The sequence below is a fragment of the Streptomyces sp. NBC_00328 genome, from assembly GCF_036139655.1.
GTDB lineage: Bacteria > Actinomycetota > Actinomycetes > Streptomycetales > Streptomycetaceae > Streptomyces.
The window spans coordinates 6823074-6842147 of the sequence record NZ_CP108013.1 but is presented as its reverse complement, the minus strand read 5'-3'; the positions used below and the strand labels follow the sequence as shown (position 1 = coordinate 6842147).

At 72.4% G+C, this 19074-nt stretch carries 16 protein-coding genes; 5 read left to right on the top strand and 11 right to left on the bottom strand.

Annotation, left to right across the window (positions count from 1 at the left end; translation table 11 throughout):
* Positions 1-93: 93 nt before the first annotated feature.
* Positions 94-375 (bottom strand): acylphosphatase, encoded by a 282-nt coding sequence (locus tag OG485_RS30160; protein ID WP_328671683.1) that lies wholly within the window; start codon positions 373-375, stop codon positions 94-96.
* 153 nt (positions 376-528) lie between these two features.
* Between OG485_RS30160 and OG485_RS30155 the strand changes: the two genes are divergently transcribed.
* Entirely contained in the window at positions 529-1521 is a 993-nt protein-coding gene (locus tag OG485_RS30155; protein WP_328671682.1) for a CAP domain-containing protein, read from the top strand.
* A 255-nt stretch (positions 1522-1776) separates the two neighbouring features.
* Positions 1777-2253 carry a winged helix-turn-helix transcriptional regulator gene (locus OG485_RS30150; protein ID WP_328671681.1) on the top strand — a complete coding sequence of 159 codons (477 nt, stop codon included), beginning with the start codon at positions 1777-1779 and terminating at the stop codon, positions 2251-2253.
* A 67-nt stretch (positions 2254-2320) separates the two neighbouring features.
* On the opposite strand, the gene mutM is transcribed toward OG485_RS30150, so the two are convergent.
* From mutM to recG, 8 genes are all read right to left on the bottom strand, one after another.
* Complete coding sequence (mutM, locus tag OG485_RS30145) at positions 2321-3181, bottom strand: bifunctional DNA-formamidopyrimidine glycosylase/DNA-(apurinic or apyrimidinic site) lyase (RefSeq protein WP_328671680.1); 861 nt, start codon at positions 3179-3181, stop codon at positions 2321-2323.
* 271 nt (positions 3182-3452) lie between these two features.
* On the bottom strand, positions 3453-4310 hold the full coding sequence (gene rnc / locus OG485_RS30140) for a ribonuclease III (protein WP_328671679.1): 858 nt from the start codon (positions 4308-4310) through the stop codon (positions 3453-3455).
* Positions 4311-4329: 19 nt separating this feature from the next.
* On the bottom strand, positions 4330-4503 hold the full coding sequence (gene rpmF / locus OG485_RS30135) for a 50S ribosomal protein L32 (protein ID WP_006139588.1): 174 nt from the start codon (positions 4501-4503) through the stop codon (positions 4330-4332).
* A gap of 2 nt (positions 4504-4505) precedes the next feature.
* On the bottom strand, positions 4506-5159 hold the full coding sequence (locus OG485_RS30130; protein ID WP_328671678.1) for a YceD family protein: 654 nt from the start codon (positions 5157-5159) through the stop codon (positions 4506-4508).
* A 173-nt stretch (positions 5160-5332) separates the two neighbouring features.
* A complete protein-coding gene (locus OG485_RS30125) occupies positions 5333-6409 on the bottom strand; it encodes a cell division initiation protein (RefSeq protein WP_328671677.1) in 1077 nt (358 codons plus the stop codon).
* A gap of 99 nt (positions 6410-6508) precedes the next feature.
* Positions 6509-6988, bottom strand: a complete 480-nt coding sequence (gene coaD / locus OG485_RS30120; RefSeq protein ID WP_326790782.1) for a pantetheine-phosphate adenylyltransferase — start codon at positions 6986-6988, stop codon at positions 6509-6511.
* 26 nt (positions 6989-7014) lie between these two features.
* Positions 7015-7602 (bottom strand): 16S rRNA (guanine(966)-N(2))-methyltransferase RsmD, encoded by a 588-nt coding sequence (rsmD, locus tag OG485_RS30115; protein WP_328671676.1) that lies wholly within the window; start codon positions 7600-7602, stop codon positions 7015-7017.
* Between the two features lie 67 nt (positions 7603-7669).
* Positions 7670-9886 carry an ATP-dependent DNA helicase RecG gene (gene recG / locus OG485_RS30110; RefSeq protein WP_328671675.1) on the bottom strand — a complete coding sequence of 739 codons (2217 nt, stop codon included), beginning with the start codon at positions 9884-9886 and terminating at the stop codon, positions 7670-7672.
* A gap of 167 nt (positions 9887-10053) precedes the next feature.
* On the opposite strand from recG, the gene OG485_RS30105 reads away from it, so the two are divergent.
* Together OG485_RS30105 and OG485_RS30100 are read left to right on the top strand one after the other, a co-directional pair.
* A complete protein-coding gene (locus OG485_RS30105; RefSeq protein WP_328671674.1) occupies positions 10054-11892 on the top strand; it encodes an HSP90 family protein in 1839 nt (612 codons plus the stop codon).
* Positions 11889-15083, top strand: a complete 3195-nt coding sequence (locus OG485_RS30100; RefSeq protein ID WP_328671673.1) for a tetratricopeptide repeat protein — start codon at positions 11889-11891, stop codon at positions 15081-15083. Before OG485_RS30105 ends, OG485_RS30100 begins: the two co-directional genes overlap by 4 nt.
* On the opposite strand, the gene OG485_RS30095 is transcribed toward OG485_RS30100, so the two are convergent.
* Entirely contained in the window at positions 15025-16029 is a 1005-nt protein-coding gene (locus OG485_RS30095; protein WP_328671672.1) for a LysR family transcriptional regulator, read from the bottom strand. The two genes, OG485_RS30100 and OG485_RS30095, sit on opposite strands and share 59 nt — an antisense overlap.
* A gap of 81 nt (positions 16030-16110) precedes the next feature.
* On the opposite strand from OG485_RS30095, the gene OG485_RS30090 reads away from it, so the two are divergent.
* Positions 16111-17037, top strand: coding sequence for a DMT family transporter (locus OG485_RS30090; RefSeq protein WP_328671671.1), 927 nt, complete (start codon positions 16111-16113; stop codon positions 17035-17037).
* Between the two features lie 19 nt (positions 17038-17056).
* Here the strand turns inward: OG485_RS30090 and OG485_RS30085 are convergent, their stop codons facing one another.
* Positions 17057-18871, bottom strand: a complete 1815-nt coding sequence (locus OG485_RS30085; RefSeq protein WP_328671670.1) for a DAK2 domain-containing protein — start codon at positions 18869-18871, stop codon at positions 17057-17059.
* Positions 18872-19074: the final 203 nt, after the last annotated feature.

Below are 19074 nucleotides of genomic sequence, written 5' to 3'. Positions count from 1 at the left end.
CCGTTCTTGGCAACCACCAGGCCGTTTCCACTACTGACGGGTGCCGTTGGCATACTCCACGCCACCTTCCGGGGGCCTTCACGGGCATCACCGTCAGCGGATGGCGAAGCTGTCGTAGATGCCGCGGGGCGTGTCCCAGATCTCAGTCACTCCGTCCACCCGGCCGGGCGTGTCGTCTCCCTGGAGCCAGTCGAGCAGACTCTGGCAGCCGGCTCGGGGGCCCTCCGCGACCACCTGGACGCGTCCGTCGTCGAGATTGAGAGCAAAACCACTCAGCCCCCCGATCTCCAGCGCCCTGGCCCGCGTAAACCAGCGGAAACCCACACCTTGGACCCGTCCGCGGACCCAGACGACCAGCCGTGAAACCTCGTTCATGGCTGCACGCTAACCGGACAATGTCCCCTGGAGCACATCCTCCCCTCGCGCCATGGGGTACCGTCCCGACCCAATGAGTCTCATTAGAAACTCACTCTTTCGGGTGGGGTTTAGATGAGGATCGCTGACTCAAGATCGAGGAAGGCCCAAGAGATGGGACGCCACCGACGCTCCGACGCCGGCCGCGCCGCCACAGGGCGCGCCACCGGAGTCACAGATACGAGCGGGACCCACGCGGAGAGCTACGGCCCGGAGAACCTGTACGGCTACGCGGCCGTCGCCGATCTCCCGTCCGCCGCCGCAGCCCGCTCGCACCGCAAGCGGAAGGGTCCGAGCCCGGTCAAGACGGGACTGCTCGGCGTCTCGGCGGCCGTGGCCCTCGGCACCGTGGCCGTCGCGGCCGGTGTCGTGCCCGGCAGCGACAACTACGCGCTCGGTGGTGGCAGCAACAACTCCGACAGCGTCCAGGCCGCGGGCTCGCCCTCCAGCGTGGAGACCCAGCAGGGCGGTACCTCGGGCAGCGCGGACGCCCGAGAGGGCACGTCGACCAGCCGCGGCTCCGGTCGCGCGACGACCCCCTCGACCGTCGCCCCCTCGACCTCCACGTCGCCGTCACCCGCTCCGACCACGACGGAGCCGTCGAAGAAGCAGGGCAACGGGGCCTCCAAGGAGGAGAAGACGAAGGAGCCCAAGGCTCCCGAAGCTTCGAAGCCCTCCAAGGAGGAGACAAAGGCCCCGGTCGCCAAGACCCCGGTGGACGTGTCCGCTCAGACCGCCGCCGAGGCCGAGGTGCTCAAGCTCGTCAACGACGAGCGCGCCAAGGTCGGTTGCAGCCCGGTCGCCGCGAACAGTGCCCTGACGGACCTGGCCCAGGCCTTCAGCGAGGACATGGCGGCGCGTGACTTCTTCGACCACACCGACCCGAACGGGCTCAGCCCGTGGGACCGTGCGGCGACGGCCGGGATAGCCAGCCTCGGCGGCGAGAACATAGCCCGCGGCCAGGCCGACGCGGCAGCCGTCATGGATGCCTGGATGAACAGCCCCGGCCACAAGGCCAACATCCTGAACTGCGACTTCAAGACCCTCGGCGTCGGAGTCCACTTCGCCGAGGGCGGCCCTTGGTGGACGCAGGACTTCGGCTACTGAACTAACCACAGATCAGAGGGCTAAGCGCCCTCCTGGGCCGTGTCCGGGCCGTCGTGAATGGAATCTTCATCCGTGAAGACGCCGTCCACGGCGGCCCGAGTCCGTATGAGCCGTGGCTCGGGCGGCTTTGGACGCCCTGTTGTCCGCCTCGGTGGGACTGGACAGGAAGGGCCGCGCCACAGGGCGGACCTCGAGACACTGACCAGGAGTTAGTGCAACCTGCCGGGTGGCGCTGTGGCTGAGTATGCTGGCTGGATGGAATCGTCCGCGGGGATCACGGAGCGCGCCGGAAGCGGCGAGGGTGCCGTGTGCGCCGGCGGCAAGGACCTCGCGTACGACGTGTTCGCCCGCGGCTGTCCGTCCCGGGGCACGCTGGAGCACGTCACCGGCCGCTGGGGCTCCCTCACGCTGGGGGCGCTGTACGAGGGCACGTTCCGGTTCAACGAGCTGCGCCGCCGGGTCGACGGCGTCAGCGAGAAGATGCTCTCGCAGACCCTGCACGCGCTGGAGCGCGACGGTCTGGTGCACCGTGACGCGTGGCCCACGAACCCGCCGCGCGTCGACTACACCCTCACACCGCTGGGCCGCGAGGTCGCCGAGCGCCTGCTGGCCCTCATCGGCTTCGTCGAAGGGCGCATGGACGACGTCCTGCAGGCCCGTGGGCGCTACGACGAGACCCGCGCGGCTCAGAACGAGGCCCAGAACAAGGTCCAGAACGAGGTCCAGAAATAGGCGTAGGGGCGTACGGGCGTGTGGACCGGGGCTGGGCCTCGGACCGTCAGGCCGGGCGACCGGGCCGTCAGACCGCCGGGCGCGGTGCGCGCTGGCAGCGCGGGCAGAAATAGCTGGAGCGGTTCATCCAGGCCCGTCGGCGCATCGGGGTCCCGCAGCGGCGGCAGGGTTCGCCCTCGCGCCCGTACGCGTCGAGCGAGCGGTCGAAGTAGCCCGACTCGCCGTTCACGTTGACGTACAGGCTGTCGAAGCTCGTCCCCCCGGCGGCGAGGGCGTCGTTCATGACGTCGCGGACGTGGCCGAGGAGTTCGGCGGTGCGCGGCCGGGTCATGGTTCCGGCCGGGCGTTCGTAGTGCAGCTTGGAGCGCCACAGCGCCTCGTCCGCGTAGATGTTCCCGACACCGCTGATCAGTGACTGGTCGAGCAGGGCGCGCTTGAGGGTCGTACGGCGGGCCCGCAGCGCGGTGTGGAACGCGGCATCGTCGAAGAGGGGGTCGAGCGGGTCGCGGGCGATGTGGGCGATGACGTCGGGGAGGCCGTCCGGGGTGTTCTCGTGCAGGGACAGCCCGCCGAAGGTGCGCTGGTCGACGAAGCGCAGCTCGGTGCCGCGGTCGTCATCGAAGCGGACGCGGATGCGCAGATGCTTCTCCTCTGCGGCGTCCTCCGGCTGCACGAGGAGCTGACCGCTCATGCCGAGGTGCGCGAGCACGGAGAACGGCGAGTCGTCGAGCGGCAGCCACAGGTACTTGCCGCGGCGCATCGCCTCGCCCACCCGGTGCCCGGCGAGCGCCTTCGCGAAGCCGTCGGGGCCCGCCAGATGCCGCCGCACCGCCCGCGGATGCCGGACGTCCACGGATCGCACGACCCTCCCGGTGACCCAGCGCTCCAACCCCCGCCGCACGACTTCGACTTCGGGCAGCTCGGGCACGGGACTCCTCCTGAGGGGCGGACTGGGCCGGTGATGCCGGAAGGGTACATCGCGCCCGGAGGCAGCCGTCGGCGGGCGGTTCGTCCCGGAGGGGTGGAAAGGGAGGTGGAGGCGGAACGCTGGGCGCGGCGACTCGGGACGCGCGGCCCGGCAGCTCGGGACGCGGAACGCGCGGACCCCGCCGCGGCGCGAGTGCGCCGGGGCGGGGTCCGTTGGTGCGGGTCCCCCGCACGGGCCGCGAACACCGTGGTCCGTGCGGGGGGTGAAGGATTCAGGCCGTGGCCGTGTCGGTGGTGGGCGTCGAGGAGGTGTCGGCGGTCTCCTCGATGTCCTGAGCCGCCTGCTGGGCGGCACGAGCCGCCTGTTCGGCGGCCTGGGCCGACTTCGCGCGTTCGTCCGCGGCGGAGTGGATGGCACGCCACGCGGATTCCGCGGCCTGCTGCTCCGCCTCCTTCTTGCTGCGGCCGGTGCCGGTGCCGTACGAGACGCCTCCGACGCGGGCGGCAGCAGTGAAGACCTTCTCGTGGTCCGGGCCGGTCTCCGTGACCAGGTACTCGGGAACCCCGAGCCCCTCGGTCGCGGTGAGTTCCTGGAGACTGGTCTTCCAGTCCAGGCCGGCACCGAGATTCGAGGACTTCTCGATCAGCGGGTCGAAGAGCCGGTGGACGAGTTCGCCCGCAGCCTCCAGCCCCTGGTCGAGATAGACAGCGCCGATCACCGCTTCAAGGGTGTCGGCGAGGATGGACGCCTTGTCCCGGCCTCCCGTGCCTTCCTCGCCCCGGCCGAGCCGGATGAAGGAGCCGAGTTCGAGGCCGCGACCCACCTCCGCAAGTGCACGAGAATTGACCACCGCGGCCCGCAGTTTGGCCAGTTGGCCCTCGGGCAGGTCGGGGTGGATGCGGTACAGCGTGTCCGTGACCACGAGGCCCAGTACGGAGTCCCCGAGGAACTCCAGACGCTCGTTGGTCGGCAGACCGCCGTTCTCGTACGCGTAGGAACGGTGGGTCAGCGCACGCACCAGAAGGGCGGACTCGAGCTTGTAGCCGAGCCGCCCTTCCAGAAGCGTGTGGGACGAGGCTGTGTTGTCCGCCTTTTTCTTGGCGGTTGAATCCGCCTTGGCGTCAGACATCAGACCTCTCACCAGCCGCTCAGACCTCGAGGACCTGGCGCTTGTTATAGGTGCCACAAGCCGGGCACGCGATGTGCTGCAGCTTGGGCTCGTGGCAGCGCTCGCACGCAACCAGGGTGGGGACCGCAGCCTTCCACTGCGACCGGCGGTGGCGCGTGTTGCTGCGCGACATCTTCCGCTTCGGAACAGCCACGGCTACTTCTCCTGCTTCTCGTCGGCGTGCGCTGATGGAAGCGCGCCGCCGCTCATCTCGTCCTTCTCGCCATCTTCGAGTGAACCGGCGAGTCCCTGCAGTGCCGCCCAACGGATGTCGACGGCGTCATGGTGGTGGTCCGGGTCGTCCGCGAGCCGGGCTCCGCATTCGGAGCACAGACCCGGGCAGTCGTCCTGGCACACCGGCTGCATCGGCAGTGCGAGCACCACCGCATCACGCAGCACGGGTTCGAGGTCGAACAATCCGTCCTCGAGAGGGAGCGTGTCCTCGTCTTCCTCGGCGTCGTCGGCCGGCTCCGCCTTGGGGCGGCCCCGGTCGTCGGCGTCAGGGTACGAGAACATCTCCTGGAAATCCGCTTCGAGCACCTGCTCCAGCGGCTCAAGACACCTTACGCACTCCCCCTCGGCCGATGCACGGGCGGTGCCTGTGACAAGCACCCCTTCCATGACCGACTCGAGACGGAGTTCGAGCTCCATCGGGGCGCCTTCCGGCACTCCGATGACACCCTGGATCCCGAGATCCCTGGGAGCGTCGATCGTGCGGGTCAGGCGCTGGAGCGCGCCAGGACGCCGCCCCAGCTCGTGTGTGTCGAACACGAGAGGATTGCGGTGGTCGAGGCGGGCGTTCAGAGCCATGACTGCTTTCGGTTCTCGATCTCAGGGAATGCCACCCCCGGTGTCCCGCGGGCAGCGTTGATCGCGGACGTACACGCGACCGAAGAGCCAGGATACTGGACCTTTCGCTCTCGGCCCAATCCGGTGCGCGCCCGCCCCCCGGCCGGCGGCGCGCGCCCCTCCTGACCGGCCGGTCAGTGGCCGCCGCGCCCCTGCTCGTACGCCCTGAGCTGGTCCGCGCTGATCATGCTGGTGTCGAAGAGGCTGGCCTCGTCGAGGGCGTGGTTCTGCTGGTCCACGGCGTGGGCCTGCTGCTGGGCGTAGACCTGCTGGTTCTGGTCGTACCCCTGCTGGTCGTAGCCCTGCTGCTGGTAGGCGGCGTACGGGTCGGCCTGCTGGTAGCCGTAGGCGTCCTGCTGCTGGGCGTACTGCTGCTGCTGGTAGCCGTACGGGTCGGCCTGCTGCTGGTAGCCGTACGCGTCCTGCTGCCCGTAGGACGGCTGGGCGGCCGGCTCCGGGGTCCGGGCGCCCTGTTCGGGACCGTCGGAGAGCTCCGCGAGGCCGGCGAGGTAGTCGGCGTCGCTGGTGTGCGCCCCCGGCGTCCCGTCGTCCCCGAAGGAGCCGAGTTCGCCGAGGTCGTCGCTGGCGATCCGGCCCTGGAGCTTCTCCCGGCCGCGGCCGACGGCCTCCAGGGTCTTGGCGAGGACGGCCTCGAAGGCACCGAGCTTCACGTCGACGTACTCGTCGGCGTTACGGCGCAGGGTCTCCGGGTCGTAGCTGCGCTCGGGGGCGTCCTCGTCCTCGTAGCCCTGCTCGTCGAGGCCCGGACCGGTGCCGAGGAGCTTCTCGCGGCCGCGGCCGACGGAGCCGAGGGTCTTGGTGAGGACGACCTCGAAGTTGGCGAGCTGGGAGTCGACGTAGTCGTCGGCCTCCGCGCGGATCTCCTCGGCCTCCCTGCGGGACTCGTTCAGGATGCGGTCCGCCTCGTTCTGCGAGCGGCGGGCGACCTCGGTGTCGGAGATCAGCGAGCCGCGCTCGGCGTGCGCGGTCTCGATGATCCGCTCGGCCTCCTGACGGGCCCGCTCGACCATCTCCTCGCGTCCGCCGATCAGCTCCTGCGCCTGGGCGAGGGAGCCGGGCAGCGCCTGGCGCACCTCCTCCAGCAACGAGAGCAGCTCGGCGCGGTTGACCACGCACGATGCCGACATGGGCATGGAACGGGCACTGCCGACCGTCTGGACGATCTCATCGAGCTTCTTCTGCACGTCCACCGTGTGCTCGCCACTCTCTACAGCTGTGATGGAGACGGACGGGACGACTGTACGACCACTCCCTCACCGTCCGACACTGGGTGACGGACTGTCAGTCGCTCAGTCCTGGCCGAGCCGCCCCTTGAGCGCCTCCAGGACCACCGGCGGCACCAGGTGGGAGATGTCGCCGCCCCAGTTCGCGACTTCCTTCACCAGCGACGAGGAGAGGAAGCTGTAGGTGGGACTGGTCGGGATGAACAGCGTCTCGACACCCGAGAGGCCGATGTTCATCTGGGCCATCTGGAGTTCGTAGTCGAAGTCGCTGACCGCGCGCAGGCCCTTGACGATGGCCGGGATGTCCCGCTGCTTGCAGTAGTCGACGAGGAGGCCGTGATAGGCCTCGACCTGGACGTTGCCGAACTCGGCCGTGACCTCGCGGATCAGCTCGATCCGCTCGTCGACCGTGAACAGGCCCTTCTTCGACTGATTGATCATCACCACGACGTGCACGACGTCGTAGAGCGCGGAGGCGCGGGCGATGATGTCGAGGTGTCCGTTGGTGATGGGGTCGAATGACCCCGGACAGACGGCGCGGCGCAACAGTGGTCCCTCGCTCTCCGGTCCGGTCATCGTGCGTCTTCGCACGTAGAGGCGGCGCGACCGTACCAAAACGTGCCCTCGCCGTAGCGACGGGCCCTGACGGCGTCGAAACCGTCCGGCCAGCCGAATTCACCGCCTCTGGTGCTGCGCTCCACGGTGACGAGCGCATCCTCCGCGAGCCAGCCCCCGGTGCGGAGTGTGAGCAGAATCTCCCGAAGATCGCCGTCCGGGACGACGTACGGAGGGTCCAGGAAGACCAGGTCGTACGGTGCCTCGGGGGCCGCCGCCTTGACGATCTGCTCCGCTTTGCCCGCTCTGACCTCGGCGCCGGGCAGACCCAGCGTCTTCACGTTGTCGCGGATGACCTTGGCCGCGCGGGCGTCCGCCTCCACGAGCAGGGTGTGGCCGGCGCCGCGGCTGAGCGCCTCCAGGCCGACGGCGCCCGAGCCGGCGTACAGGTCGAGCACGCGCTCGCCCTCCAGCGGGCCGCCGAGCAGGGACTGCCAGGTGGAGAAGAGGCCCTCGCGCGCGCGGTCGGAGGTGGGGCGGGTGCCGGTGCCCGGCGGGACGGCCAGACGGCGTCCGCCGGCCCGGCCGGCGATCACGCGGGTCATGAGGGTCCTTTGCGCTGGGGGTGGTCGGTTCCTTCCAGTCTCTCAGCCGCCGGCCCCTCGCCGCCGCTCAGCCCTTGTCCAGGTACTGCTCCCGTTCCTCGTCCAGCAGGGCGTCCAGGGCGACGCGCAGGCCGGGCAGGCCCGTGAGGTCCGGGTCCGCGGCGACGACCGCGGTGGCCTCCTCGCGGGCCTCCTCGATGATCTCCTCGTCCTCGATGACGGCGAGCATGCGCAGCGAGGAGCGGACACCGGACTGCGCCTGGCCGAGGACGTCGCCCTCGCGGCGCTGTTCGAGGTCGATGCGGGAGAGCTCGAAGCCGTCCAGGGTCGAGGCCACCGCGTTCAGCCGCTGGCGGGCCGGGCTCGCCTCCGGCATCTCGGAGACCAGCAGGCACAGGCCCGCCGCCGAGCCGCGGCCGACGCGGCCGCGCAGCTGGTGGAGCTGGGAGACGCCGAAGCGGTCGGCGTCCATGATCACCATGGCGGTGGCGTTCGGGACGTTCACCCCGACCTCGATCACGGTCGTGGCGACCAGGACGTGTGTCTCGCCCGCGGCGAAGCGGCGCATCACGGCGTCCTTGTCGTCGGGGTGCATCCTGCCGTGCAGGACTTCGACCCTGAGTCCCTGGAGGGGGCCCTTGGTGAGCTGGTCGGCGACGTCCAGGACGGCCAGCGGCGGGCGCTTCTCGGCCTCGTCCTCGGAGGGCTTCTTCTTGCCGCCCTTCTTCGGGTCGTCGTCCTCGTCACCGATGCGGGGGCAGACGACGTATGCCTGATGGCCGTTCTCCACCTCTTCGCGCACGCGCTCCCACGCGCGCGTGAGGAAGTGCGGTTTGTCCGCGGCCGGGACGACATGGCTGGCGATCGGGGACCGTCCGGCGGGGAGCTGGTCGAGCACGGAGGTCTCCAGGTCGCCGAAGACCGTCATCGCGACCGTGCGCGGGATGGGGGTGGCGGTCATCACCAGGAGGTGCGGGGGCTGTTTTCCCTTGCCGCGCAGGGCGTCGCGCTGCTCGACACCGAAGCGGTGCTGTTCGTCGACCACGACCAGGCCCAGATCGTGGAACTGCACCTTGTCCTCGATCAGCGCGTGGGTGCCGATCACGATCCCGGCCTCGCCGGTGATCAGGTCGAGCAGCGCCTGCCGCCGGCCCGCCGCCCCCATGGAGCCGGTGAGCAGCACGACCTTCGTGGAGTGCTCGGCCCCGCCGAGCATGCCGCCCTCGGCCAGCTCGCCCATCATCTCGGTGACCGACCGGTGGTGCTGCTGGGCGAGCACCTCGGTGGGCGCGAGCATCGCGGCCTGCCCGCCCGCGTCGACCACGGCGAGCATGGCGCGCAGGGCCACCATTGTCTTCCCGCTTCCCACCTCCCCCTGCAGCAGCCGGTGCATCGGGTGTTCGGTGGCGAGGTCGTCGAAGATCTCCTTGGAGACCTTCCGCTGGCCCTCGGTGAGGGTGAAGGGGAGCTTGGCGTCGAAGGCGGTCAGCAGGCCGTCCGGCGCGGGGACGCGGGCGACGGCGGGGAGCTGGGCGTCGGCGTGGCGGCGGCGGGCCAGGGCGACCTGGAGGACGAAGGCCTCGTCCCACTTGAGGCGGGCGCGGGCGTCGTGGATGTCCGCCTTGGTGTGCGGGCGGTGGATCTTGAGGAGGGCCTCGGGAAGGGCGACCAGGCCGCGGCCGTCGCGCAGAGAGTCCGGGAGGGGATCGACCGCCTCCTGGGCGCTCGGCAGCACCGTCTGCACCGACTTGGCGATCTTCCAGGACTCCAGCTTGGCGGTCGCCGGGTAGATCGGGATGAGGGCGCCCGCCCAGCTGTCGACGCTCTCCGCGGCCTCGTCGCCCTCGCCGCGCAGCAGTTCGTAGGCCGGGTGGGCGAGCTGGAGGCGGCGGTTGAAGACGGAGACCTTGCCGGAGAACATCGCGCGGGTGCCGGGCAGCAGGTCCTTGTGGGGCTTGTGCACACCGTGCCCGAAGAAGACGAGCTGGAGGCGGCCGCTGCCGTCCGTGATGGTGACCTCGAGGCGCTGGCCCTTGCCGCGGGGCGCCTTGGACGAGGCGAAGGTGGCCAGGCGCGCGTCGGCGACCTGGGCGACCACCGTCACGTGCTCGTCCAGCGGCAGGTCGGCGAGGTGGGTGAGCTGCCCGCGCTCCTCGTATCTGCGGGGGTAGTGGTGCAGCAGGTCGCCGACGGTGTGCAGGCCGAGGTGCTCGGCCATCACCTTCGCGGTGGCGGGACCGAGCGCCTTCTTCAGTGGTTCTTCGAGCACGGGCACGAGATCCATTGCACACCACCGCACTGACATTGCCGTATACGTCCTGGAAATCCGCTGGTCAGACGGCTCGTTCCGGGCCTAGGATGACGCGCTCCGGCCCTCTTCGCGGTCACCGTCCCCCGGGACCGCCCGACCCCGCGCCGTCGCCCGTCCCCCCACCGACCGGCGCAGCGACGATGGACTCCCAGACCTCACAGCCGTCCCAGGCATCCCCGTCACCTCATACGTTCCAGGTCGACCTGCGCGGTCTGGTCGACCTCCTCTCCCATCACCTCTACTCCAGCCCCAAGGTCTATCTGCGCGAACTGCTGCAGAACGCCGTCGACGCGATCACCGCGCGGCGCGCCGAGCAGCCGGACGCCCCCGCCACGGTGCGCCTGTACGCCGAGGGCGGCACCCTGCGGGTGGAGGACTCCGGCGTCGGGCTCACCGAGTCCGACGTGCACAGCCTGCTGGCGACGATCGGCCGCAGCTCCAAGCGGAACGACGGCCTGGAGTCGGCGCGTTCGGACTTCCTCGGCCAGTTCGGCATCGGGTTGCTGGCGTGTTTCGTCGTGGCCGAGCGCATCCGGGTGGTCAGCCGCAGCGCCCGGACGCCCGACGCGGCGCCCGTCGAGTGGACGGCGGCCGACGACGGCTCGTACACCGTGCGCACCCTGCCGCAGGAGGCCCGCACCGAGCCGGGAACCACCGTGCACCTGGTGGCCCGCGCCGGGGCCGGCGAGTGGCTGAGCAAGGAGCGGGTCCGTTCGCTGGCACGCGACTTCGGGGCGCTGCTGCCGTACGACGTGCGCGTGGGCGACGAGCCGATCGCGGACCTTCCGGCGCCCTGGGACCGGCCCTATCCGAGTCCCGCCGGCCGAAGGGTCGCGCTGGCCCGGCACTGCCACGACCTGTTCGGGTTCACTCCGCTGGACTCGATCGACCTGGACGTGCCGGTCGCCGGGATCCGGGGCGTGGCCTACGTGCTGCCGTCGGCGGTCAGCCCGGCCCAGCGCGCGAGCCATCGCGTGCACCTGAAGGGCATGCTGCTCACCGAGCGGGCCGAACAGCTGCTGCCCGACTGGGCGTTCTTCGTGCGCTGCGTCCTCGACACGGACAGCCTGCGGCCTACCGCGTCCCGCGAGTCGCTGTACGAGGACGAGACCCTCGCCGCCGTGCGGGAGGCGCTGGGCGAGCGCATCCGGTCCTGGCTGACGGGGCTCGCGGCCGGCGATCCGGAACGGCTGGCGGCGTTCCTGTCCGTGCATCACCTGGGTGTGAAGTCGCTGGCGCGGCACGACGCGGAGATGCTGCGCACGATGCTGCCGTGGCTGCCCTTCGAGACGACCGACGGACGGCTGTCCCTGGAGGAGTTCGCGCAGCGGCACCCGGTGGTCCACTTCACGCGGACCGTGGAGGAGTACCGGCAGGTCGCGGCGATCGCCTCCGCGCAGGGCGTCGGGGTCGTCAACGGCGGCTACACGTACGACAGCGAGCTGATCGAGGCGCTGCCCGCCGTACGCCCGGGTACGGCCGTCTCGGAGCTGGACGCGGACACCGTGACGGCCCACCTGGACACGGTCGATCCGGCCGAGGAGCTGGCGCTGGCCGGCTTCCTCGCGGCCGCGCGGGCCCGGCTCGACCCGCTGAACTGCGATGTGGTGCTGCGCGCCTTCCACCCCCTGTCGGTGCCCGCCCTGCATCTGGACGACCGGTCGGCCCGCCACGAACAGGCCCGGGCGGAGGCCGAGGAGCAGGCCGACGACCTGTGGGCGGGCATCCTCGGCTCGCTGCGCGGCAGCGCCCCGCGCGCGCGTCTGGTCCTCAACCACCTCAATCCGCTGATCCGCAGGATCAGTTCGCTCGGTGATCCGGACCTGATAGGCACCGCCACGGAGTCCCTGTACGGACAGGCCCTGCTGATGGCCCAGCGCCCGCTGCGGCCCGCGGACTCGGCGCTCCTCAACCGCGCCTTCATCGGCCTCCTGGAGTGGGCCACCCACACCGACACCGGAAAGGACGACCGCCGATGACCCCGGCCATGGACTTCGACACGCTGCGCCGGGCGATGGCGGACAACTACGAGCAGCCCGAGGGCCCCGGACGCAACGCGCGCGCGGAGCAACTGCTCGTGGAGGCCGAGCGGCTGAACATCCCGCTCGCCGTCATCGAGGCGCTCGGCCACCAGCTGAAGGTCTACAACTACAGCTCCGAGAAGGGCAAGATGTTCGTGCCCTTCGCGCGCCTGCTGCGCATGTGGGACGAACACCCGGAGGACTTCGACGAGTTCGAGATCCACTCCCTGCACTGGGTCTTCAAGTGGATGTCGGCGGGGATGCTCGACCAGCCGCACGTCCCGCTCGCCTCCATAGAGAAGTGGCTCGGCGAGATGGAGCGGCGCTACCGCCTCGCCGGTCACTCCGAACGGGCCGTGCGCGGCGCCGAGTTCAGCGTCGCCGCCCATCTGGGCGACCTGGAGCGCGCCGAGCGGGCGTACACCGCCTGGCTGGCGGCGGACCGCGACGCGATGGCCGACTGCCACGCCTGCGAGCTGCACGGGCAGGGGTGGTGGCGCGCGGTGCGCGGCGCGGACGAGGAGGCGCTGGAGCTGTGGGCGCCGGTGCTCCAGGGCGAGTACACCTGCGCCCATGAGCCGCACACCGTCCTCGCGTCCTCCCTGCTGCCGCTGCTGCGCCTGGGGCGGACCGAGGAGGCGCGCTCCCATCATCTGCGGGGTTTCCGGCTGGTGCGGGCCATGGAGAGCATGCGGGGCGCGTACGCGGACCATGTGGAGTTTTGTGCCCTGACCGGCAACGAGGCGCGCGCCCTGGAGCTGCTCGCGGAGCGCCCGGCCTATTTCACGGACTCCGGGGATCCGCGCAGCAAGCTGGACTTCATGTCGGTCGTGGCGCTCGCCATGGACAGGCTGACCGCCCTCGGGCTCGGCGGGCAGCCGGTTCCCGGGCCGGCGGGGCGGGGGTGGACGGCGGCGGAACTCGCCGTGCACGCGCGCGGGGAGGCGCTCGCGCTGGCCGCGCGGTTCGACGAGCGCAACGGCACGTCGTACGTCGGTGAGCGGGCCCGCGCGCGCATGGACCAGCCGGTGCTCGTCGGCCGGCTGCCGCTGGGCGTCCGCTCCGCGGCCCCGGCACGCTCCGGGTCCAGGCCGTCGGCGCCGGTGCCCGCGCCTCCGGGGGAGGCCGGGGCCGAGGCCGCCGGGCCGGGCCTGGACGCGCTGCTCGCCGAGGCCCGGCGGCTCTCGGCTGTGCGGGACCCGGACGCGGTCGAGGCGTGGGCAGCGGTCTCGCGCGCCGCCGAGGGCCAGGAGCCGGCGGTCCGCGACCGCGCGGAGATCGCCGATCACGCGGCGATGGGCCTCGGGCCGCAGGGCGCCGCCCTCTTCCACCGGGCCGCCGGACTGTACGCCGAGGCGGGCGACCCCGGTGAGGCGCTGGCGGCCCGTTCCCGCGCCGCGTACGTCCTGGCGCTGTCGGGCGGATCGGCCGAGGTGCTGGAGGTGGTCGCGGATCTGCGCGAACAGGTGCTCGCCCTGTTCGCGCGGGGCGGGACGGGGGTCTCGCAGACGGCGTCCGTGCTGGTGAGCCGGGCCCGGACGCTGATGCACCGGGTGGACGAACTGGAGACCGGCGCGGTGAGCGGGCGGACGCCCTCCGCCGGCGACGGCGACACCGGATCCGGCTACGGCTCCGAAGCCGCTGTCATGGCCGCCGCCGACGAGGCCGCGCGGGAGCTGCTGGCCCTCGCGGAGGCGCACACCGGGGACGACCTGGGCCTCGCGTCGCGGGCCGCCGAGGCGTACGCGATGCTCGGGGAGCTCGCGGCCCGCGCCGACGACGCCGAAGCGGCCGCCGGACTCCTGCGGTGCGCCGTCGACGGGTTCGTGGCGGCGGGGCTGCCGTGGTTCGCCGTCGAGTACGACTCCCGGCTCGCCGGGATCGCGACGCATCTCGGCGACATGGAGGCGGCGGAACGGGCGACGCGCGACGCGCTGGATCACGGGGCCTCCCACCTGGAGCCGATGGGCCATGCCCAGCTGCATCTGAGGCTCGCCGAGACGCTCGCCGCCACCGGACGGTTCGGCCCCGCCTCGGAGCATGCCCTGGAGGCCGCGCACTGGGCCGACGAAGCGGGCGAGGCGGCCACGTTCGGAGCCTGGGCGCGTCACCACCTCGGCGGGTTCCTGCTCCGCCGGGGACGGTGGGCCGACGCCGCCGAGATCCTGGAGTCGGCGCTGCCGGATCTGACCGCCGAGATGCACGGCGAGGGCACGATCGTGCAGACGCGCTGGTGGCTCGGCGACTGTCTCACCGAGCTCGGCGAACACCGCGAGGCCGCCGAGCACTGGCTGCGCGCCGCCGACACGGCCCGGCACTGGCCCGAGCAACGCGACCACGCGATGCTCGCGAACCTCGCGGCCGAGGCCCTCACGCACGCCGGGCTGACCGCCCAGGCCGATCAGGCGTACGTCCGTGCCGGCGACCTCTGGCGCGAGCTGGGCGACGTCGACGGGCTCGTCCGCGCGCTCCGGGCACGCGCGTGGGGCGCGGCCTGGCGGGACGGAGGGCTCGACCAGGCACGGGAGCTCATGGCGGAGGCGATCCAGGAGTGCGCGTCGGCGGCGGAGGGCCGGCCGGCCGGCCCGGACTCGCCCGGGGCAGGACGGCCGGGCGGAGCGGACGGCCCGTCCGAGGCCGAGGCGGCGAGGACGGACCGCAGCGCCGGAGTCGGTGTCGGTGTCGGTGTCGAAAACGAGGACGCGGAGGCGGAGGCGGAGGCAGAGGCGGAGGCAGAGGCGGAGGCAGAGGCGGGGCGCCGTATCGTCGCCGAACTCGGGCACACCCACCGTCAGTTCGGTGACCTGGTGGCGCGCTCGGTACCGGACGACGCGGAGGAGGCCGTCGTACGGGAGGTGTTCGAGGAGGCCCTCGGGCACATGGTCCGGGCGATCACCGTGTTCGCCTCCCTCGGCGACTCGCTGCTCGGTGCCCGGACGGGCGCCGAACTGGCGGCCGGCTGGCTGGAGGCCGACCTGGGGCGCCACGAGGCCGCGTCGGCCCGCGCGGGCACGGTCCTCGCCGTGTGCGACCGGCTGGACGCGGAGACCGCCGGGGCCCGGCGGGCCGAGGCCGAGAAGATGCGCGAGCTCACGGAGAAGGCCGGCCAGGAGCTGTCCGGCCGTTCCCGTGGCCGTCCGCAGGGCTGACGGGAGCGGCCGGACCCCCCGGCGGACGGGCGGGCCCGGGATCCGGGTCGTCGCCGGCGCGGATCGTCTCGGCCGCGCGGCGCAGTTCACCGAGGACCGTCCGTACGGCCTTGCGGGCCGCGCTCTCGGGACGGTGGAGCACGTCGATGCGGCGTACGGCGTGGACCCCGGTCAGCGGTCTGAGGACCAGGGCGGGATGCGGGCGGGTGGTCCAGCGGGGCATCAGGGCGAGGCCGCCTCCCGCGGCGACGGTCTCCGCGACCACCGCGAACTCGTTGATGCGGTGGACGATGTCGAGCCGCCGGTTCGCGGCGGTCGCGATGGCGTCGACGGTGGCCATCAGCGGGAAACCGTCGTGCACGGTGATCCAGGGCAGACCCGCGACATCGTCCGGGGTCAGGCTCGCCTCGCGGGCCAGGGGGTGGTCGGCCGGCAGGGCGACGTCGAGGGGTTCGCTCAGCAGCGTGGTCGCGGTGACGGTGCGCGGCCAGGGCGGTGTGTGCGCGAGATGGTGGGCGAGCACGAGGTCGTAGTCCCGGGTCAGCCGGGGGAAGTGGTCCTGCGCCACGTCCTGGTCGGCGAGCGAGAGCCGCGGGGCCGTCTCGGCCCGGTCGCGCAGCAGGACCGGGAAGAACGTGGCGGCCGCGCTGTGGAAGGCGGCCACCGACACGTCTCCGGCCGGCTTCTCGACGAACTCGTCCACGCAGTGCCGTGCCCGGGCGAGGGCGCTCTCCACCTCGATCGCCGCACCGGCCAGCACCCGCCCGGCGTCCGTCAGCACCAGCCGTCGTCCGTCGCGTTCGGTGAGCGGGACCGGGATCGAGCGTTGCAGCAGGCGCAGGTGCTGTGAGACCGCCGAGGGGGTCATCAGCAGCGCCTCCGCCACCGCGGTGACACTTCCCAGCTCGCCCAGTTCACGCAGGATCCGCAACTGCCGCTCGTTCACCCGTTCATTGTAGTGATGCTTAAAAGACCTTGAAGAACTTCCGTCTGTGCTTCACGGTCGGTGTACGGGAGTGTGTGGGGCGTGTCCCGAGTCCGCAGCACCGACGCGGTGCTTCTCCTTGTCGCCGTCGTCTGGGGTTCCAGTTATCTGGCCGCCAAGACCGCCACGTCGGCGCTCCCCGTCCTGCTCGTCCTGTTCGCCCGGTACGGCATCTCCGCCGTCGCCTGCGTCGCCCTGGTCGCCGCCCGGCGCCGGACCCGGCGCTGCACGCGTGACGAGCTGCGCGTCGGGGCCCTGCTGGGGGTCACTCAGGCGGCGGTCCTGATCCTGGAGACGTACGGGGTCGCGCACACCAGCGCGGCCAACGCGGGCCTGATCATCAGCCTCACCATCGTCCTCACCCCGCTGCTGGACCGCACGTCCGGCGCGGCGCGGCTGCCGCTCCGCTACTTCGCCGCCACCGGCCTGTGTCTGCTGGCCGTCGGGCTCCTGGTGTCGGGCAGCGGCTTCCACTCCCCTCGCGGCGGTGACCTGCTGATCCTCGCCGCCGCCCTGGTCCGCGCGGCCCATGTGGCCCTGGTGGGGCGGCTCACCGCCCGTCACCCGGTACGGCCGCTGCACGTCACGGCCGTCCAGACGGCCGTCGGCGCCGTCCTGTTCACGGTGCCCGTCGCGGGCAGCCTGACGACGCTCGGCGGGGTCGACGCCGGGGGCTGGGCGCGGCTTCTCTATCTCGCCCTGTTCTGCGGCCTGTTCGCCTTCCTCGCCCAGACCTGGGCGGTGCAGCGCAGTTCCGCGAGCCGGGTCAGTCTGCTGCTGGGCACCGAGCCGGTCTGGGCCGTCGCGGTCGGCCTCGCCCTGGGCGGCGAACACCTGACGGCCCTCACCGCCCTCGGTGCCGTGGTCATGGTCGCCGGGACCTACTGGGGGCAGGCCGTCGAACGCGTCCACAGGACGGCCGGGACCCTGGAGGTCCCCCGGCGGTCCGAGGTGCCCGCGGGGGCCTGACCACCGGCACCCAGGTCCGCTACTCGACCCCGATCAGCAGCAACGCGCCCTGGCGCCCGCCCCGGTACACCACGGTGTCCACCGCGAGGTACGACTCCCGCACCCGGGACTCCAGGCGCGCGGCGATGGTCTCGGGAGCCTCGTCGCCCAGGACGAGGGTGACCATCTCGCCGCCCGCCGCGAGCATGCGGTCGAGGACGGTCTCGGCCGTGGCGGTCACGTCGGCGCCGATGACGGCGACGTCGCCCTCGATGAGGCCGAGAACGTCTCCGGCCTGGCAGATGCCGGCCATCGTCCAGGACTGCCGCTCGGCGACGGCGACCTCGGCGTAGCGGGTGGCGCCGGCCGCCGAGGTCATGGCGACGACGTCCTCGTCGAAGCGGCGGTCGGGTTCGTGCACGGCCAGCGCGGCGATGCCCTGCACCGCGGAGCGGGTCGGGATCAGCGCGACCCGGACGCCCTCGGCGCGGGCCTGTTCGGCGGCGGCCGCCGCGGTGTGCCGCAGGTCGGCGTCGTTGGGCAGCAGCACCACCTCGCGCGCGTGGGCCCGTCGTACGGCCTCCACCAGCTCCCCGCTGGCGGGCGGCTCCCCCGGCCGGGCGAGGACGGTGGTCGCCCCGGCCTCCGTGTAGAGCCCGGCCAGGCCCTCGCCGGGCACGACGGCCACGACGGCCCGCTGCGCCCGCTCCCGGGGCGGGCGCCCCGCCCCTGCTCCGGTGTGCGCGTCACCGAGCCCGAAGTGGGTGATCCGGATGCGGTGCGGACGCCCCGCCTCGACGCCCGCCTCGACGGCCGCGCCCGCGTCGTCCACGTGCACATGGACGTTCCACAGTCCGTCGCCGCCGACCACGACGAGGGAGTCGCCGAGGCCGTCGAGCCGGTCCCGCAGCCGCTCCACGGCGGCGTCCTCCGCTTCCAGGAGGTAGATCACCTCGAAGGCGGGATGGCCGGTCTCCGCGGCCCCCTCCCCGCAGGCGGCCGTCGCGGCGGCGCCGTCGCCGTCCGGCACGTCCCGCCCGGCGGCCCGGGAGCCGCCGGCTCCGGCGTCGGCGGCGGCGTCCGGGGGGCCGGCCGGACCGGGCACGCCCGGGGTGCCGGGAACGGCCCCCTCCGCCGGCTCGTGCGGTGCGGCGGAGGCCGCGAACGGTCTCGGCGCCTCCCCCGTGAACGTCTCGACCAGCGCCGCGAGAATCGCCACCAGTCCTCGCCCGCCCGCGTCGACCACGCCGGCGTGCCGCAGCACGGCGAGCTGCCCGGTGGTCGCGGTGAGCGCGGTGCCCGCTCCCTCGTGGGCGGCGAGCGCGACCGTGCCGCAGTCCCCCTCGGCACCGCAGGCCGCTTCGGCGGCGGCCGAGGCGACGGTGAGGACCGTGCCCTCGACGGGGTGCGCGACGGCCCCACGGGCGGAATCGGCGGCGTTGCGCAGGGCGAGGCACAGGCCCCGGCCGTCGGTGTGAGCGGCCTCACCCTCGGCCGCGAGCACCTGGGCCATGCCCCGCAGCAGCTGGGCGAGGATGGTTCCGGAGTTGCCCCGGGCCCCGATCAGGGCCCCGTGCGCCATGGCCCTGATGGCGTCGGCGAGGGAGACGTCGCTCTCACCGGCGGCCCCGGCTCCGTCGGCGTGCGCGGCCGCTTCGTGCCCCGCGAACACCGCCTCGACGGCCGCCGCGGCCGACTCCACCGTCAGATACAGGTTCGTCCCGGTGTCCCCGTCGGCGACCGGGTAGACATTGATCGCGTCGATCTCCTCGCGCGCACGGCCCAGGGCCTCCAGCGCGAGCCCGCACCAGGTGCGCACCGCGACAGCATCGAATGTCTGCGGCACCTGCGGCACCTGCGCCTCCTTGAGCTGCTGGACGTGGAGGCAGCGTAGACCCAGAACGGGTTACTGCCGGTAGAGGGCCCCGGGCCCGAGGAGGGCGAAGTGGCAACCGGCAGGTCATGGTAGTTTCGTTCTCCGGACGCAGTCGTTGTATGCTGCTCCAGTTGCCCGATCCGATCGGGCCATCCCCCTGGCAGCGCCACTCAGATCCTAGA